Origin of the sequence: Glycomyces artemisiae (assembly GCF_003002955.1) — a bacterium.
Classification (GTDB): Bacteria; Actinomycetota; Actinomycetes; order Mycobacteriales; family Micromonosporaceae; genus Glycomyces; species Glycomyces artemisiae.
Genome location: NZ_PVTJ01000007.1, coordinates 211,609 through 226,682 on the forward strand (window position 1 = coordinate 211,609; position 15,074 = coordinate 226,682).

Sequence of the window (15,074 nt, forward strand, 5' to 3'; positions counted from 1 at the left end):
GTCGATTGATTATGTCAAGAGTTTCGCGCTATAGCCAGCTCGAATTGGAGCGGTAAAGTTGCGCAAGTTTTCGCGTTGCCGGTATGCTGCGGCGATGCAGGAGCAGCAGCGGCGGACGACCCTCGCCGACGTGGCCGAGGCGGCCGGGACGACGGTGCCGACCGCCTCGAAGGTGCTCAGCGGGCGCTCCGACGTGTCGGCGGCGACGCGCGAGCGCGTGATGCGGGCGGTCGCGGAGCTGGGGTACCGGGGCCGGTCGGGGCGGGGTGCGGTGCCGCGCACGGATCGCCCGGCGCTGGTGGACCTGGTGCTCATGGGCGTCAAGGGCACGTGGGCGAACCACGCGCTGCTGGGCGTCGAGCGGGCCGCGACGGCGGCCGGGGTGGACCTGGTCGTGTCGGTGGCGGGCGAGGACGGCGCGTGGCTGTCGCGGCTGCTGGAGCGGAACCTGCGCGGCGCGGTGCTCGCGCTGGTCGACGTGACGGCCGGGCAGCTGGCGACGCTCGCGGCGGCGCACGTCCCGGTGGTGCTCCTCGATCCGGTGACGCAGCCGCCGTCCACGGTGGCGAGTGTGGGGGCGGCGAACTGGGCGGGCGGCCGGGCCGCGGCCGAGCACCTGATCGGGCTGGGGCACCGGCGGCTCGCGGTGATCGGCGCGGACCGCAGGGCGCTCTACACGCAGGCGCGGGTGGACGGGTTCCGTTCGGCCGCAGCGCACTTGGACGTGGAGGTGCGGTACCTGGATCGGCCCGACGCCGGGGCGGCGGACACGGCGACGGCGCTCCTGGACCGGGAGGCGCCGCCGACGGCGGTGTTCGCGTGCACCGACAACATCGCGGCGGGCGTGTACGACGCCGCCGAGGCGCTCGGGCTCCGCGTCCCCGCCGACGTGAGCGTGGTCGGCTTCGACGACCTCCCGGAGGCGCAGTGGCTGCGCCCGGCCCTGACGACGGTGCACCAGCCGATCGCGGAGATGGGCGCGGCCGCGATGCGGATGCTACTGCGGATCATGGCCGACCCGCCGCGGGACGCCCCGCGGGAGGAGCTGGCGACGCAGCTGATCGTCCGCGGCTCGACCGGGCGACCGCGAACGGCCTGAATGCCGGCTTGCGGGTGGGGTGGTGGGGGGGTTCGTGCGGGCGGCGACGAGAGGGTGGACGGTGTGTCCGGGTGGGGCGGGTTGCCTTGGGGCAGTGGGGGTCCGGGGGCGGAACGTGAGGGTATTCCCCGCGTGTGGGTGATGACAGTGGCGCCTGGTGCGAGGGATGATTGGGGTACGCACAGGGACAGGGAAATCGTACAGGTGTCGGGCGGTGCAAGCAGACTAAGCCAAGCCTCTGGCCGACCGGCAGACCAGACAGTTTCCGAGGCAGTGCCCCCGACGCAAGGTGTCGGGCCGACGGCAGATCTCATCCCCACCGTGCTATCGGGACCCGCAGCAGTCAACCACCCCCGAGCGGGGGCATGGTGATCGGGCGGGGGACCCGGGGAAGGGATCACCTCGACCCCGGGCGGTGTCCGCTACGAGGCACACGACCGGACCACCAAGCGACCGACAGGCCGAACCACACACGCCGCACGCAGCGACCGCGCACACGCGGGGCGGTGCCGCACCCGGCCGGGCATTCGAGGACCCGGCACCGCGACACCACCCCACGAGCGCAGACCCGCACCCACTGCGGTCACGGCCCACCCACCGCACTACCGCTTTCCACTGCGAGCGCGCACCGCAACCCGTCGCAGCGGGGCCATCCCGACCGGGCACCAACCATGCCCACCGGGACGCACCACCGCACGACTGGACGACAGACGCGAGCACGCCGTACGGGAACGCACCACACCCGCCGGGCATCCACGCTGCCCGCGGAGAGCACCACCCCCGCCAGGCAAGGGCATGGCGGGACCGGGAACCGGGGAACGAACCCCGGACCACCGGACCCGAACCGATCCCGAAACCAGGACCGGGACCGAAACCCGAATTCGGGACCGGGACCGGGACCGGGGGTGAAAGGCCGGAGGACCGGAGGCGGGAGGAACAAGGGAGACAAAGGAAGGCCGCACCGCCGAGGACCGGCACGACACCGGCACCCGACGCCCGCAGAAAGGCCCCCGACCAGGGCCAGAGGCCAATGGGTTCGACGAGACCGCAACCGCGAAGGAGGTGACACCTCATGCCCACCACGACCACACCACACACGCACACCCATCCGCTGTCGATGCCGCGCCCCCGCAAGCAGGCCGCCACCACCGGCACCCGAACCCGCCCCACCCGGCAGCGCACATCGAACCGACCCCGCGCTCGGCCGTCGCTGCCCGCACTAGCCTCAGCCCGATCACCGCCCCAACCCGGCAGCGCACCCCCGAGCCGACCCCGCGCCCCGCCGTCGTTGACCGCCCGAACCGCAACCTCATCGCCGCCCCAGCCCGGCGATACACGCCGAACCGATCCCACACCCCACCGTCGCCGCCCGCCCGAACCCCAACCCCATCACCGCCCCGACTACGGCAACACCACCAGGGCCCACTACTCACCCCTCCATCGCCGCCTGCCCGAACTCCGACCGGACATCGCCCCGCTCCGGCGAAGTACCCCGAACCGACCCCACTCTCCACCGTCGCCGCCCGCAGAGGCTTCCTCGGCAAGTCCGTCCGGGCGCGGGGACCTGACAGACGGACCTCGGCGGAGGCTAGTTGAAGAAGTTGTTGATGCCGTGGTAGTGACCGAGGGCGATGTCCTTCCTGAACTCCACCGTCCGCAGAAGGTCGGCGTTGGAGGCGGTGTCAATGAAGAGGTTCTCAGTGAGGACCGCGGACATGTTGGTGTTCACGAGGACGTAGAAGTTCGCGGTCTTGCGGCCCCGGTCAGTGATGGAATGGTCCTGGCGCATCCACTTGAGCACTTGACCGTGCACATTGGCGTGGAGGTTCTGGGTTCGCGTGGAGGCGTCGGGGATGCGGTAGCTCTCGAAGCCGTTGCCGCCTCCGGAGTTGATGTGGATGCTCACGAAGATGGACGCGCCCCATGCGTTGGCGTCCTGCACACGGTAGGCGAGGCTCCGCGTGACGTCGGTGCTGCGGGACATGCGGGTCTGGTACCCGTGATTGTCAAGGAGCGTCTTGGTGCGCGTGGCGATGTCGAGTGTCAGGTTCTTCTCAAGGAGCCCGTTGGCGACAGCGCCGGAGTCGGTCCCGCCGTGCCCGGGGTCGAGGTAGACCTTGGGCCCGGCATTGGTGCTGAAGTCCTGGGCCTGCGCGGCGCTGCCGGCGAACGGCAGCGCCGCGAGTCCGGCGACACCTGCAAGGAGGGCTGAGCGGCGGGAGAGGCTTCGCTGTGGCATGAGGTCGTTGATCCATTCCGGGACGGAGGCGGCTTCGCCGCCGCGAGGGGCGCCGGGCAGGAGCGCGCCGGTCACCACTGAGTACAGCGTCATTGCCTGGCGTGATCCAGGAAGTTCACGGGCAGGAAACCGGCAGAACCAGCGGTGGTCACGGCCGAATCCGGTCAGAAGCGTCCAGGAGGTCTCCTCGTTTATGAACGCGGCCTAGAACAGCTCGCCGTAGCCCATCGCCACGAGGTTCAGGTACGAGGTCGTCAGGCACTCGATCGCGGTGCGGCCGTAGAACTCGTCCTGCTCGACCAGGAGGTGGTCGGCGCCGATCGCGACGGCGGTGTCGATGATCGACGGGAAGTCGAGGTTGCCTTCGCCGACCTCCGCGAACTGGACGATCTGCTGCATGGCGTCCTGCCAGGGACCGCGGTCGCCCGCATCGAGGGCGGTGTAGACCTCGTCGGGCAGGCGCGCGATCCGGTAGTCCTTGAGGTGGACCATCGACACGCGGCCCGCGTACTTGCGGAGCGTCCGTACCGGGTCGAGGCCGCCGCGCTGGACCCAGTGCGCGTCGATCTCCAGGCCCACCAAGGGAGAGCGTTCGGCGATGACGTCGAGCAGGTAGCGGCCGTCGTACTTCGCGAAGTCGACGTGGTGGTTGTGGTAGTGGAGGCGGATGCCGTGGTCCGCAAGGCGAACGGCGACTTCCTGGCAGTCGTCGGCGAAGGCCGCCACTGTGGAGGGATCGCGCATGGCCGCGGGCGGGAGCATCCCGATGCGGATCATGTCCGCGCCCAGCGCCTTCGCGTCGGCGACGAACGTGTCGAAGGCGTTCACCAGCGACTCCTCGCCGGTGAGCCCGCCCGAGAGGGACGCGAACTCGAAGCCCAGCTCCTCGCGCACGCGCACGAGTTCGGCGACGTTCTCCTTCGTCATCGGCAGCGCGGAGACCTCGGCGGTGCGGTAGCCGATGTCGCGGACCTTCCGGAACGTCTCGTACACGCCGTGCGCGGGGAACTCGTCGCGCAGGGTGAAGCACTGGACGCCGATCCTGGTCATGGTCGCTCCTCTACGGTGCAGGTCAATTCGAACTCGGCGGCCAGGGACGCGCCCGCGGCGAGCCGCAGTGGTCCGAGCGGGCCGCCGCCGTGGTCGTAGGGCCGGGCGGCCGGTTCGAGGGCGATCGTGTCGGCCGCGCCCCACCACGGGTACCCGGCGGTGCCGCGGTGCTCCTGCCAGACGTACAGGAACGGGAACAGGTCGGGGTCCCACGTGAGGGCGACCGCGTTGCGCCCGTTGCGGATCGCGGCCGTGCCGCGGCCCTTCGTGCGCAGCTCCTGGAAGCCGGAGCGCCCCTCCCCCGCGGCCGGGAAGCGCACGTCGACCGCGTCGCCGCCGATGGTCACCTCGGCCTCCGGGCCGGTGAGGGCCGGGCCGAACGCGGGGTGCTCGACCCAGGTGAACGCGGTCTCGCGGCCGGAGTAGTTGGTGACGGTCTGGGTCACGGCGACGCCGGTCCCGGTGGCCCGCACCCGGCGGCGCACGGCGAGCGGCGCGGTGCGGAGGACGGCCTCGTAGGTGCAGGACGAGTCGGCCTCCGTCCCGGCCGGTCGCCAGCGCCGCCAGGCGGCCTCGCCGTGGAACGGGTGCGAGACCCCGTCGAGGGTCCGCGCGTCGCCCGCGTGGGGCACGAGCGTGTGCCAGCCGCCGGGGTACCGGCGGTGCCACTCCTCGTTCGAGCCGGAGGACTGGTAGGTCCCGCTCCAGTCCTCGGCGTTCCACGGCGTGGTCAGGAGGAATTCGGTGCCGGTGGGGGCGTGCCGGATCGAGGCGATCCGGGCCCCCACGGGGTCGACGTCCACTGTGTATTCGCCTGCGGCGAGCCGCTTCACAGGCCGTACCTGCGGGTGCGGCGCACGGAGGGCGCGAAGGAGGCGTGGAAGATCGTGGAGGCCGCGCCGATGGCGCCCGCCTCGGTCTTCACCATCGAGCGCTCCACGGCGACGTGCCGGGCGTGCCGGGCGGTGGGCATGGTGTTGACGGCCTTGTCGATGGCGTCGAGGGTGATCGCCTCGATCTGGGGCGCGAACGCGGGCCCGCCGACGACGAGGAGCGGCAGGTCGAGCAGGTCGATGAGGGCGACGGCGCCGAGGGCGATCACGTCGGCGATCTGGCGGGCGGCGGCGGTGGCGGCCGGGTCGCCCGCGCCGACTTCGGTGCACATCTCCAGATAGGTTGCGGCCGTGCCGGTGTAGCCGAGTTCGCGGGCGATCTCGGGGAGCGCGGCGGTCGGGTTGCATTCGCGCACGAGCTGCGGGCGGCCGGTGTCGTCGACGCGACCGGACCTGACGGCGCACAGCTGCCCGAACTCGCCCGCGTTGGCGCTCGTGCCGCGGTAGGTCTCGCCGTTGAGGACGAGCCCGGAGCCGATGCCGGTGCCCACGTACAGGTAGACGAAGTCGCCGCCGCGGTCCTCGCCGCCGATCCAGCGCTCGCCGACCGCGGCGGCGGCGACGTCCTTCTCCAGGACCACGGGGCAGGCGAGGCGCTCGGCGAGCATCGCCCGGAGCGGGACGTTCCGCCATTCGCGCGACAGCGGCAGGTCGAGGAGCTGCCCGTCGGTGGTGATGGGCCCGGGGGCGGCGACGCCGGTGCCGAGGAACGTGGACCGGTCGATACCGGATGCGGTGACGGCTTCTTCGGTGCATTCGGCGATGGTCTCGACGAGCGCTTCGGGCGACGTGCCGTGCTCGATCGGGAGGCGCTGCTTGTGGAGCACGGTCCCGTTGAGGTCGGTCAGGACGACGGTGACGAGCTCGGGGTCCACGAGCGCGCCCACGGCGTGGGCGGCCTCGGCGCGCAGCCGCACGGGGGTGCGGGGCTTGCCGAGGCGCTCGGCGCGCTCGGTGGCGTTCTCGACGAGGAGGCCGCGTTCGAGGAGGATGCGCAGGATGCGGGAGACCGACTGCTGCGTCAGGCCGGTCCGCTCGGCGATCTCGACGCGCGAGATGGCCCCGGCCTGGCGGATCGTCTCGATGATGGTGGCCTCGTTGAACGAGCCGAGGTCGGACTGGTTGGCGCCGGGCCGGTCGCTCGGGCGCTGCGGTGTCTGCCGGTCGGTCACGGGGCCTCCAGTGCGCCGTCGGGTCTGCGGACGCCGGCGGCCCAGGCGTCGTGCCCGGACAGCTCGGCGGGGTACTTCGCGGCGGCGGCCTCGTCGAGGTCGATGCCCCAGCCGGGGGCCTCGTTGGGGCGCAGCCAGCCGTCCTCGATGCGGAGCGTCCCGGGGAAGACCTCGTGGACGCGCTCGCTGTAGACGTGGCCCTCCTGGATGCCGAACGCCGCGGAGGTCACGTCGAGGGCGACGTTCGCGGCGGCGCCGATCGGCGACGTGTCGCCGGGGCCGTGCCAGGCGGTGCGCACGCCGCACAGCTCGGCGAGGTCGGCGACCTTGCGGGCGTTGGTGAGTCCGCCGATGTCGGAGACGTGGCTGCGGATGAAGTCGACGCCGCCGTCACGAACCAGCCGCACCGCGTCCTGAAGGGACGTCGTCAGCTCGCCGACCGCGATCGGGACGGGGCTGGCGGCGCGCACCTCGGGGAGGCGGTCCCAGTGCTCGGGGGCGAGCACGTCTTCGAGGAAGAACAGCCGGTAGGGCTCCAGGGCGCGGGCGAGCCAGACCGCTTCTTTCGGCGTGAGCCTGGAGTGGACGTCGTGCAGCAGCTCGATCCCGTCGGGGAGCTTGTCGCGGGCGGCCTCGAACAGGGCCGGGGTGCGGCGCAGGTAGTCGCGGGCGGACCAGCCGTTCCGGTAGGGCGCGTCCGGGTACTCGGTGGCGACCGCCGGGGCGCCGTACCCGCCGCCGCCGGGCGTGGACATCTGGAGGCGGATGTGCCGCTGGCCGCGCTCGACGAGGCGCTGGGCGTCCTCGATCACCTCTTCGATCGTGCGCCCGGCCGCGTGGAGGTAGGTGTCGGCGGCGGCGCGCACTTTCCCGCCGAGGAGCTCGTGGACGGGCATCCCGGCGCGCTTCCCGGCGATGTCCCACAGCGCCTGGTCGATCCCGGAGATCGCGTTGTTGGTGACCGGGCCGCCGCGCCAGTACCCTGAGAACGCCGCGAGCCGGGTGAGGTCGCCGATGTCGCCCGGGTAGCGGCCGATGAGGAGCCGCGCGAGGTGGTCGTTCACGAAGGACACCACGGCCTTCCACCGCTGCGTGAACGTGGCGCAGCCGAGCCCGTAGAGGCCGGGCACGTTCGTGTCGACGCGCACGACGACGAGCGCGATGCCGTCGGGCGCGGTACTGACGGCCCGCACGGAGGTGATCGCGACGTCCTCGCGGGGCGGCCACGGGTTCGCGAACGTGTCAATGGTCATGGGTCGCTGCTCCTCGCTGGGTCTTCATTATGGGGGTCACCTGAACTCGGCCGGGAGGTCGAGCGTCGGTACGGGCAGGTCGCGGTGCGCCTCGAAGCCGATGAGCTCGCGCGCGGGCGTCAGGTCGATCGGGACCTCGCGCCCGACGAAGCGGCGCAGGCGGGGCGTGTGCGGCGCGAACGCCTCCAGCAGCGCCTCGGTCCGGTACGGCGCGTTCGTGTGGTTCGCGGCCAGGAAGAACGCGTGCGCGCCCGTGGTCTTCGCGGTGAGCGCCAGGACGATCGCGCGGGCGGCGTCCTCGGTGTGCAGGTACGACCAGGCCTCGCGCAGGCCCGCCCGCGGGTCCGCTTCGTGCTGCTTCGACTGGGCGAGCAGGGCCGCTTCGTCGTGGACGTGCGGGAACCGGAGCGTGACGACGTCGATCCCCCACTGCCGCCACGCCATCCGCGCGGTGCCCTCGCCGTGGTGCTTCGAGAGCGAGTACCAGTCGGCGATGTCGACGGGGATGTCGGTGTCGAGCGGGAAGTACGCGGGGGTCACGTCGTGGCGGTTCATCGGCAGCCCGTAGGCGTTGATGGACCCCGCGACGACGGCCCGCGCGACCCCGGCGGCCCCGGCCTGGGCCAGCACGTTGAACGTCGACACGACGTTCACCGAGTACACGTCGTAGGCCGGGGCGATGTCGCGGTGCGCGAGCGCGGCGAGGTGGACGACGAAGTCGGCCCCTTCCAACGCGGTCGCCACGTCCTCCTGGGACCTGGTGTCGCCCACCAGGACCCGCTCGGCCTCCAGAGCCGGGTTCTCCTGGATCGAGAGCGTCGTGACCTGGGCGCCCGCGGCGCGCAGGTGCGCGACCGCGACGGGCCCGATCCGGCCCGACGCGCCCGTGACGAGGACCCGGGCGCCGTTGAGGGACGTCATCCCTTCACACCTCCTGCGGTGCCGACCCCGCGGAGGAACTGCTTCTGGAAGATCGCGAAGAGCACCACGGGGATGATGATGGACAGGAACACGGCGGCCATCTGGACCGCCAGCGGCGAATTGCCCGTCGCCAGCCGCGGCAGCATCACCGACACCGGCTGGAGGTCGGGGTTCGACAGGACCAGCATGGGCCACAGGAACTCCTTCCACGAGCCCACGATCGACAGCAGCACGATGACGCCGAGGATCGGCCGCGACAGCGGCAGCACCACGAGCGTGAGGATGCGCAGCGGCCCGGCCCCGTCGATCGTGGCGGCCTCCATGTACTCGCGCGGGATCGAGTCGAAGAACCGCTTGAGGACCACCACGTTGAACGCGCTGGCCCCGGCCGGGAGCCACACCGCCCAGAACGTGTCCTGGAGGCTGACGTGCAGCAGCGGCATGTCGAGGATCGTCAGGTACAGCGGCACGAACGAGACGACGCCGGGCAGGAACAGGGTCGCGAGGATCGCGCCCGACAGCCACGGGCCCCATGTGGGGCGCAGGACGCTGAGCAGGAACGCCGCCGCGACGGAGACGATGAGCGTGGACAGTGTGGACCCGACCGCGAGGATCACGGTGTTGCCCAGCGACTGCCCGATCCGGGCGCCGTTCCAGGCGAGGGCGAGGTTGCCCCAGTCGTTGGGGCTGAACCAGATGCCCATCGGGTCGGACACGATGTCGTTGCTCGGCGACACGGAGGCCTTGGCGGCCCACAGGAGCGGGCCGAGGCCGGAGACGATGAGGACGATCAGCAGGGCCGTCTGCGCGATCCCGAACCAGGTCCGCACCAGCGGCCGCCTGCGGTCGGAGGCGGAGACGACGCCGCGTTCCTTGAGCTCGGTCATGACGTGCTCCATCGCTTGGTGACGAAGTAGTAGGCGACGGAGAGCAGGCCGAGGAACAGCGCGAGGAGGACGCTCAGGGCGGTCGCGGCCCCGAAGTCGCCGTTGACGAACGCGTAGTTGTAGATCTTCAGCAGGATCGTCTGGGTCGCGTTGTTGGGGCCGCCGCCGGTGAACAGGAACGGCTCGGTGAAGATCTGGAACGTGCCGATGAGCTGGAGGAGCATCATCACGAAGATGACGTTCCGCAGCTGCGGGAGGGTGATGTGCCAGACGCGGCGCCAGATCCCGGCGCCGTCGATCTCCGCGGCCTCGTACAGCTCGGTGCGCACTGTGGACAGCGCCGCGATGTAGATGATCGCGGTGGACCCGGCCCCGGCCCACGTGGCGTACAGGACGATCGAGGGCATCGCGGAGTGCTCGGCGTTGAGCCACGGGAAGGGCCCCAGGCCGATCCAGCCGAGCGCGGTGTTGAACATGCCCGTCGCGTCGGGGTCGTAGAAGAACTTCCACAGCAGGATCGCTGCCACCGGCGGGACGATCGCCGGGAGGTAGGCGAGCGCGTTGTACAGCGCGTCGTACTTGCGCAGCTCGTTGACGAGCACCGCGAGGACGATCGGGACCGGGAAGCCGAACACGAGGGCCAGCAGCGCGAAGTAGGCGGTGTTCAGCGAGGCCTGGACGAGCCCGGGGTCGGCGAGGACGTACGTGAAGTTCGACCAGCCGACCCATTCGGCGGGCTGGATGAGGTTGGTCTTCTGGAAGCTCAGGACGAGCCCCTGGATCACCGGGCCCCAGCTGAAGTACGCGTAGACGAGCACGACCGGGACGGCGAGCAGCACGGCGTGCAGGCCGCCTCCGCGGGCCCAGCGCGCGGCGTTGAACCGCTTGCGGCGCTTGGCGACCGGCGCGGCGGCTTCGAGCGTCTTTGTCATGGGTGGTCTCCGTTTCCGAGGGCTGGCCGGGCCCGGCGCGGTGCCCGGCCGGCGGCTCGGTCCCTACCGCGCGGCCTGCGCGATGATCCCGTTGAGGACCTCGGTCGCGTCGGCCACGGCCTGGGCGATGTCGGCGTGCTCGTCGGTGAGGATCTGCTGCACGACCGGGTCGAGCGCGGCGTACGTCTGCTGGGTGCCCGCCGGGGGTTCGGCGATGAGCGGCAGCGTCGAGGAGGTGTAGCCCGCGAACTGCTCCAGGGGGACGTTGATGTGCGGTTCGATCCAGCCCAGGTACCGGTCGTAGATCTCCTGCGAGACCGGCGGGAGGCCGGGGAGGCCCACGGGGTTGCCCGCGGCCGCGTTGGTCTCGGCGTCGTCGAGGGCGACGGCCTCGTCGTAGTACTTGTCGAAGTCGTAGTACTTGATCCACTTGGCGGCGGCGAGGAGCTGGTTCGGGGTGGCCTTGGCGTCGAACAGCTTCAGGGTGCCGCCGGTGAGGGTGCCGTTGGCGCCCGAGCCGCCCTGCGGGAGCTGGCCGATGCCGAAGTGGGCGGGGTCGAAGCCGTAGTCGCGCACGAGGGTGTCGTACGCGTCGGGGGCCTGGAGGACCATGCCGATGGTGCCGCCCGCGAAGGCCTGCCGCACGCTCTCCTGGTCGTAGAGGAACTCGCGGCCCATGGTGTCGTCGACCCAGCGCATGTCGTGGAGGAGCTGGAGCGCGGCGATGGTCTCCTCGCCCATGACGGACTCGGTCCCGGCGTCGTCCTGGATGCGCCCGCCGTTGGCGTACGTCATGGTGGTGAGCATCCAGCCGCCGGTGTTGTTGGTGGTCATCTGCGCGTAGGGGGTGACGCCGGGGACGTTCGCCTTGATCTGCTGGGCGAAGGCGCGCACCTCGTCCCAGGTGGCGGGCGGGGCGTCGGGGTCGAGCCCGGCCTGCTCGAAGACGTTGCGGTTGTAGGCGATCCCGACGGAGAACAGGCCGGTGGGGATGGTGTAGACGTTGCCGTCGTCGTCCTTGACGTTGTCGAGGGCGAGCGGGTTGAGGTCGCCGGTGAGGTCGAGCTCGTCGAGGTAGGGGGTCATGTTCGGCAGCTGGCCGTTCTCGATGAGCTCGTAGCTGTAGGTGAGGGACACGCCCATGACGGTGGGGAGGGTGCCGCCGGCGAGCTTGGCCTGGAAGGTCTGGGCCTCCCAGACCTCCGGGGAGGGCTCGATCGTGATGTTCGCGTTGGCGGCCTCGAACTCGGCGACGCGGTCGTTGAACGCGGCGAGCTCTTCGGGCTTGTCCTCGGTCGGCTGGTCGCCGACGGAGATGGTGACGTCGGCGGCGGGGTCGAGGTCCTCGGTCGCGCCGTTGGCGCCGGGGTCGGAGCAGGCGGCGGTGGCGGCCAGGACGGCGCCGCTGGAGCCCGCCGCGAGCACATGGCGCCTGGACAGTTTCATCATTGAAACTCCTGAAGGGTTCTGGCCCGTGAGGCGTTCGGGCCGGTCGTCGTGGTGCCGATAAACTAACTCCATTAGTGTTAGTAAGTCAACCCGGTGCGGGCCGTTAGTGTTGGACCCGCCCCGGACCGCGTTCCCTCCGACCGCCGAATGCCAAGGAGCACAAGCAGCATGAGCACCGAAGCACCCCTGCGCGTGGCCGTCGTCGGCTGCGGCGTCATCGGCCGCCTCCACGCCGAAGTGGCCGCCCACTCCCCCGACCTGGAGGTCGCGGCCCTCGTCGACCCGCACGCGCCCGCCGCCGAGGCGGTCGCCGAGCAGCTCGCGGGCCTCGGGCGGCCGAGGCCGCGCGTCCACCCCGACCTCGCGTCGGCGCTCGCGGCGGGCGGGATCGACGTCGTCGCCGTGTGCACCCTCAGCGGCACCCACGCCGACCTCGCCCTGGAGGCGCTGGAAGCGGGCGTCCACGTCGTCGTGGAGAAGCCCCTCGACGTCGCCATGGGCCCGGCCCGGCGCCTGCGCGCGGCCGCCGCCGAGCGGCCCGGGCAGGTCGTCGCCGTCATCTCCCAGCACCGCCACGACCCGGCGTCGCTCGCGGTCCACAACGCGCTCAAGGCGGGCCGCTTCGGGACCGTGACCTCCGCGGTCGCCAACGTCGACTGGTACCGCACCCAGGCGTACTACGACTCCGCCGACTGGCGCGGCACCTGGGCGCTCGACGGCGGCGGCGCCCTCATGAACCAGGGCGTGCACACCCTCGACCTGCTGCTGTGGTTCCTCGGGACCCCGGTCGAGGTCACCGCCCACACCGCGCGCCTCGGGCACGAGCGCATCGAGGTCGAGGACGTGGCCGTCGCGATCCTCCGCTTCGAGGGCGGCGCGCTCGCGACGCTCCACGCGACCACCACCGCGTACCCCGATCTCGGTGTGCGCCTTCAGGTCCACGGCACCGACGGGTCGGCGGTGATCGCCGCCGACGAGCTGACGTTCCTGCACACCAGGGACGCCGAGGGCCTTGAGGGCGACCAGGTCGCCCGCGAGCTGCGCGACGCCGCCGAGGCGCCGCAGGGCGGGTACGCGAACCCGCACCTGACGCAGTGGACCGACATCGCCGCGGCCGTGCGCGAGGGCCGCGATCCGTGGGTGACCCTCGACGACGGGCTCCTGGCGCTCGCCACCGTGCGCGCGGTCTACCTGTCGGCGACCCTCGGGAAGCCGATCCTCGTGGCCGACGTCCTCGACGGCGCCTACGACGATCAGGAGACGCATACCGGGTCCACCGCTCCTGTTGGGGAGTAACCGTTTCGCTCCGGTGCATTAGGGTGGAGGCAGGCACATGGGGGCGATTCGGGTTTTCGGTGGGAGCGGCCAGTGCGCACTGGGCAGGTTGTGGGCGGGCGGTACCGGCTTGAGGCGCGCCTCGGCTCCGGCAGCCAGGGCGAGGTCTGGCGCGCGGCCGACCAGCGGCTCCACGACCGGCCGGTCGCGCTGAAACGGGCCCTGTCCGGCGGCGACGACGCCGCGGCCGCCAAGGTGCGCAAGGAGTCTCAGGCTCTCGCCAGCCTGAACCACCCCAACGTCGTCACCGTCCACGACCTCGCCGAGGACGACGGCGACCACTGGATCGTCATGGAGTACGTCGCGGGCCGCTCCCTCGCCGACCTCGGCACCGTCGACGCCGAGACCGCGGCCAGGTACGGCGCGCAGCTCGCGGGCGGCCTGGAGGCCGTGCACGCCAAGGGCATCCTCCACCGCGACATCAAGCCCGCGAACGTCCTGGTCACCGAGCAGGGGCAGGCGAAGCTCGCCGACTTCGGCATCGCCCGCCAGGTCCACGCCGAGCCGACGCTCACCGGAACGGGCGCGGTCACCGGCACCCCCGGATACGTCGCGCCGGAAGTGGTCCGCGGCGGCCGCTACACCGCCGCCGCCGACGTCTTCTCCCTGGGCGCCACCCTGTTCCACGCCGTCGAAGGCACCTCCCCGTTCGGCGAGGGCAACGCCCACGCGCTGCTGTGGCGCACCGCCCAGGGCGACCGGGTCGCCCCGAAGCGCGCCGGAACGCTCGAACCGGTCCTCGACCGCCTCCTGGAAGCCGACCCCAAGCGCCGCGTCGCGATCGGCGACGCGCATGCCGAACTGGCCCGACTCTCCGGCGAACCGGTCAGCGGCCGGTCCCGCGCCCCCTTGCGCCGCAAATGGATCTGGGCCGCCGCCGCGGCCTCGGCCCTGGTCGTCCTCGCCGCCGTCCTGTGGCCCGCGCTGCGGCCCGCCGAATCGGGCGGCGACCCAGCCGCCGGCGGCCTCCCCGTCGACTACGTGGGCGACCCGCGCACCGCCGACCCGTGCGCGCTCCTCGACGCCGAGGCGCTCAGCGTGTACGGCAGGGCCCGACTGGACTCCGACTACGGCAACTTCAACCGCTGCGACGTCTTCCTCGACACCGAGACCGGCTGGGTCGACGTCGAACTGTACTTCTACGTCAGCACCGCCGAGCCCGAGCGGGGACCGACCAGGATGGAAGGCCCGATCGGCGTGATCAGTTACGAGGGCGAGCACGACGAGTGCGAGCGGACCCTGGTGCTGCCCGACGGCACGAACCTCCTGTCGATCGACGCCGGGCAGGACGAGAGCGGCGAGAGCGACCTGTGCGCGATCGCCGACACGGCGGTCGCGGGCGCGCTCGCGGTCCTCGACCACGGCGAGATTCCCCGTCGCGCGCCCGAAGACCCCGCGTCGCTGTACGGCCTCGACGCGTGCGAGCTGCTCGGAGACGAAGCGCTGGAGCGGTTCCCGGGCGTCAACGCCCACTCGCCGTACCGGGGGTTCGGCGACTGGGAGTGCGAGTGGTACAGCACCACCAGCGACCGCAAGGTGAGCCTGGAGTTCGACCGCGCCGACCCGCCGACCGCAGAGGACGGCGAGGTCGTCGAGATCGGCGGGCGCCCGGCGCTCGTCGAGGGCGACCACTGGTACCCCGACTCGTGCCTGGTCAGCGTCGTGAACCGCTCATACCCGAGCGCCGACGGCGACGGGACCACGACGACGGAGTTCCTGCGGCTCATCGTGTTCGGCGATGAGGAGACCCAGGAGGACCGGTGCGCGCTCGCAGTGGACCTCGCCGAACCCGCCGCCGAGGCGCTCCCCGACGCCTGATCCGGGAGTGGTCCCGAGCGGGGCGT

Annotated in this window: 12 protein-coding genes; 3 read left to right on the forward strand and 9 right to left on the reverse strand. The window is 71.8% G+C overall.

Annotated features, from left to right (window positions below):
• Positions 1–94 precede the first annotated feature (94 nt).
• Entirely contained in the window at positions 95–1,099 is a 1,005-nt protein-coding gene (locus tag B0I28_RS18610; RefSeq protein WP_106365343.1) for a LacI family DNA-binding transcriptional regulator, read from the forward strand.
• Between the two features lie 1,588 nt (positions 1,100–2,687).
• On the opposite strand, the gene B0I28_RS18620 is transcribed toward B0I28_RS18610, so the two are convergent.
• The 9 genes from B0I28_RS18620 to B0I28_RS18660 all read right to left on the reverse strand — a co-directional run bounded on the left by B0I28_RS18620 (position 2,688) and on the right by B0I28_RS18660 (position 11,895).
• Positions 2,688–3,431, reverse strand: a complete 744-nt coding sequence (locus B0I28_RS18620; protein WP_245889033.1) for an N-acetylmuramoyl-L-alanine amidase family protein — start codon at positions 3,429–3,431, stop codon at positions 2,688–2,690.
• A 111-nt stretch (positions 3,432–3,542) separates the two neighbouring features.
• Entirely contained in the window at positions 3,543–4,388 is an 846-nt protein-coding gene (locus B0I28_RS18625; protein ID WP_106365345.1) for a sugar phosphate isomerase/epimerase family protein, read from the reverse strand.
• The gene (locus B0I28_RS18630) at positions 4,385–5,221 is read right to left on the reverse strand and encodes an aldose epimerase family protein (RefSeq protein ID WP_106365346.1); all 837 of its coding nucleotides are present in this window, start codon (positions 5,219–5,221) and stop codon (positions 4,385–4,387) included. The genes B0I28_RS18625 and B0I28_RS18630 overlap by 4 nt, the downstream gene beginning before the upstream one ends.
• Positions 5,218–6,453, reverse strand: a complete 1,236-nt coding sequence (locus B0I28_RS18635; protein ID WP_106365347.1) for an ROK family transcriptional regulator — start codon at positions 6,451–6,453, stop codon at positions 5,218–5,220. The genes B0I28_RS18630 and B0I28_RS18635 overlap by 4 nt, the downstream gene beginning before the upstream one ends.
• Positions 6,450–7,706, reverse strand: a complete 1,257-nt coding sequence (locus B0I28_RS18640; protein WP_106365348.1) for an enolase C-terminal domain-like protein — start codon at positions 7,704–7,706, stop codon at positions 6,450–6,452. Before B0I28_RS18640 ends, B0I28_RS18635 begins: the two co-directional genes overlap by 4 nt.
• Before the next feature lie 36 nt (positions 7,707–7,742).
• Positions 7,743–8,627: an NAD-dependent epimerase/dehydratase family protein gene (locus B0I28_RS18645; protein ID WP_106365349.1), complete on the reverse strand. Its 885-nt coding sequence runs from the start codon at positions 8,625–8,627 to the stop codon at positions 7,743–7,745.
• Positions 8,624–9,514 (reverse strand): carbohydrate ABC transporter permease, encoded by an 891-nt coding sequence (locus tag B0I28_RS18650; protein ID WP_219926852.1) that lies wholly within the window; start codon positions 9,512–9,514, stop codon positions 8,624–8,626. The genes B0I28_RS18645 and B0I28_RS18650 overlap by 4 nt, the downstream gene beginning before the upstream one ends.
• On the reverse strand, positions 9,511–10,446 hold the full coding sequence (locus tag B0I28_RS18655; protein ID WP_106365351.1) for a carbohydrate ABC transporter permease: 936 nt from the start codon (positions 10,444–10,446) through the stop codon (positions 9,511–9,513). Before B0I28_RS18655 ends, B0I28_RS18650 begins: the two co-directional genes overlap by 4 nt.
• Before the next feature lie 63 nt (positions 10,447–10,509).
• A complete protein-coding gene (locus B0I28_RS18660) occupies positions 10,510–11,895 on the reverse strand; it encodes an extracellular solute-binding protein (protein ID WP_181245857.1) in 1,386 nt (461 codons plus the stop codon).
• Between the two features lie 168 nt (positions 11,896–12,063).
• Here B0I28_RS18660 and B0I28_RS18665 point away from each other — a divergent pair, with 168 nt between their 5' ends.
• On the forward strand, positions 12,064–13,191 hold the full coding sequence (locus B0I28_RS18665; RefSeq protein ID WP_106365352.1) for a Gfo/Idh/MocA family protein: 1,128 nt from the start codon (positions 12,064–12,066) through the stop codon (positions 13,189–13,191).
• A 72-nt stretch (positions 13,192–13,263) separates the two neighbouring features.
• Complete coding sequence (locus tag B0I28_RS18670; protein WP_106365353.1) at positions 13,264–15,048, forward strand: serine/threonine-protein kinase; 1,785 nt, start codon at positions 13,264–13,266, stop codon at positions 15,046–15,048.
• Positions 15,049–15,074 lie beyond the last annotated feature (26 nt).

Coding starts and splice junctions, on each gene's coding strand:
- B0I28_RS18610 (WP_106365343.1), top strand. CDS start 95: ATGCAGGAGCAGCAGCGGCGGACGACCCTCGCCGACGTGGCCGAGGCG.
- B0I28_RS18620 (WP_245889033.1), bottom strand. CDS start 3,431: ATGACGCTGTACTCAGTGGTGACCGGCGCGCTCCTGCCCGGCGCCCCT.
- B0I28_RS18625 (WP_106365345.1), bottom strand. CDS start 4,388: ATGACCAGGATCGGCGTCCAGTGCTTCACCCTGCGCGACGAGTTCCCC.
- B0I28_RS18640 (WP_106365348.1), bottom strand. CDS start 7,706: ATGACCATTGACACGTTCGCGAACCCGTGGCCGCCCCGCGAGGACGTC.
- B0I28_RS18645 (WP_106365349.1), bottom strand. CDS start 8,627: ATGACGTCCCTCAACGGCGCCCGGGTCCTCGTCACGGGCGCGTCGGGC.
- B0I28_RS18650 (WP_219926852.1), bottom strand. CDS start 9,514: ATGACCGAGCTCAAGGAACGCGGCGTCGTCTCCGCCTCCGACCGCAGG.
- B0I28_RS18655 (WP_106365351.1), bottom strand. CDS start 10,446: ATGACAAAGACGCTCGAAGCCGCCGCGCCGGTCGCCAAGCGCCGCAAG.
- B0I28_RS18660 (WP_181245857.1), bottom strand. CDS start 11,895: ATGATGAAACTGTCCAGGCGCCATGTGCTCGCGGCGGGCTCCAGCGGC.
- B0I28_RS18665 (WP_106365352.1), top strand. CDS start 12,064: ATGAGCACCGAAGCACCCCTGCGCGTGGCCGTCGTCGGCTGCGGCGTC.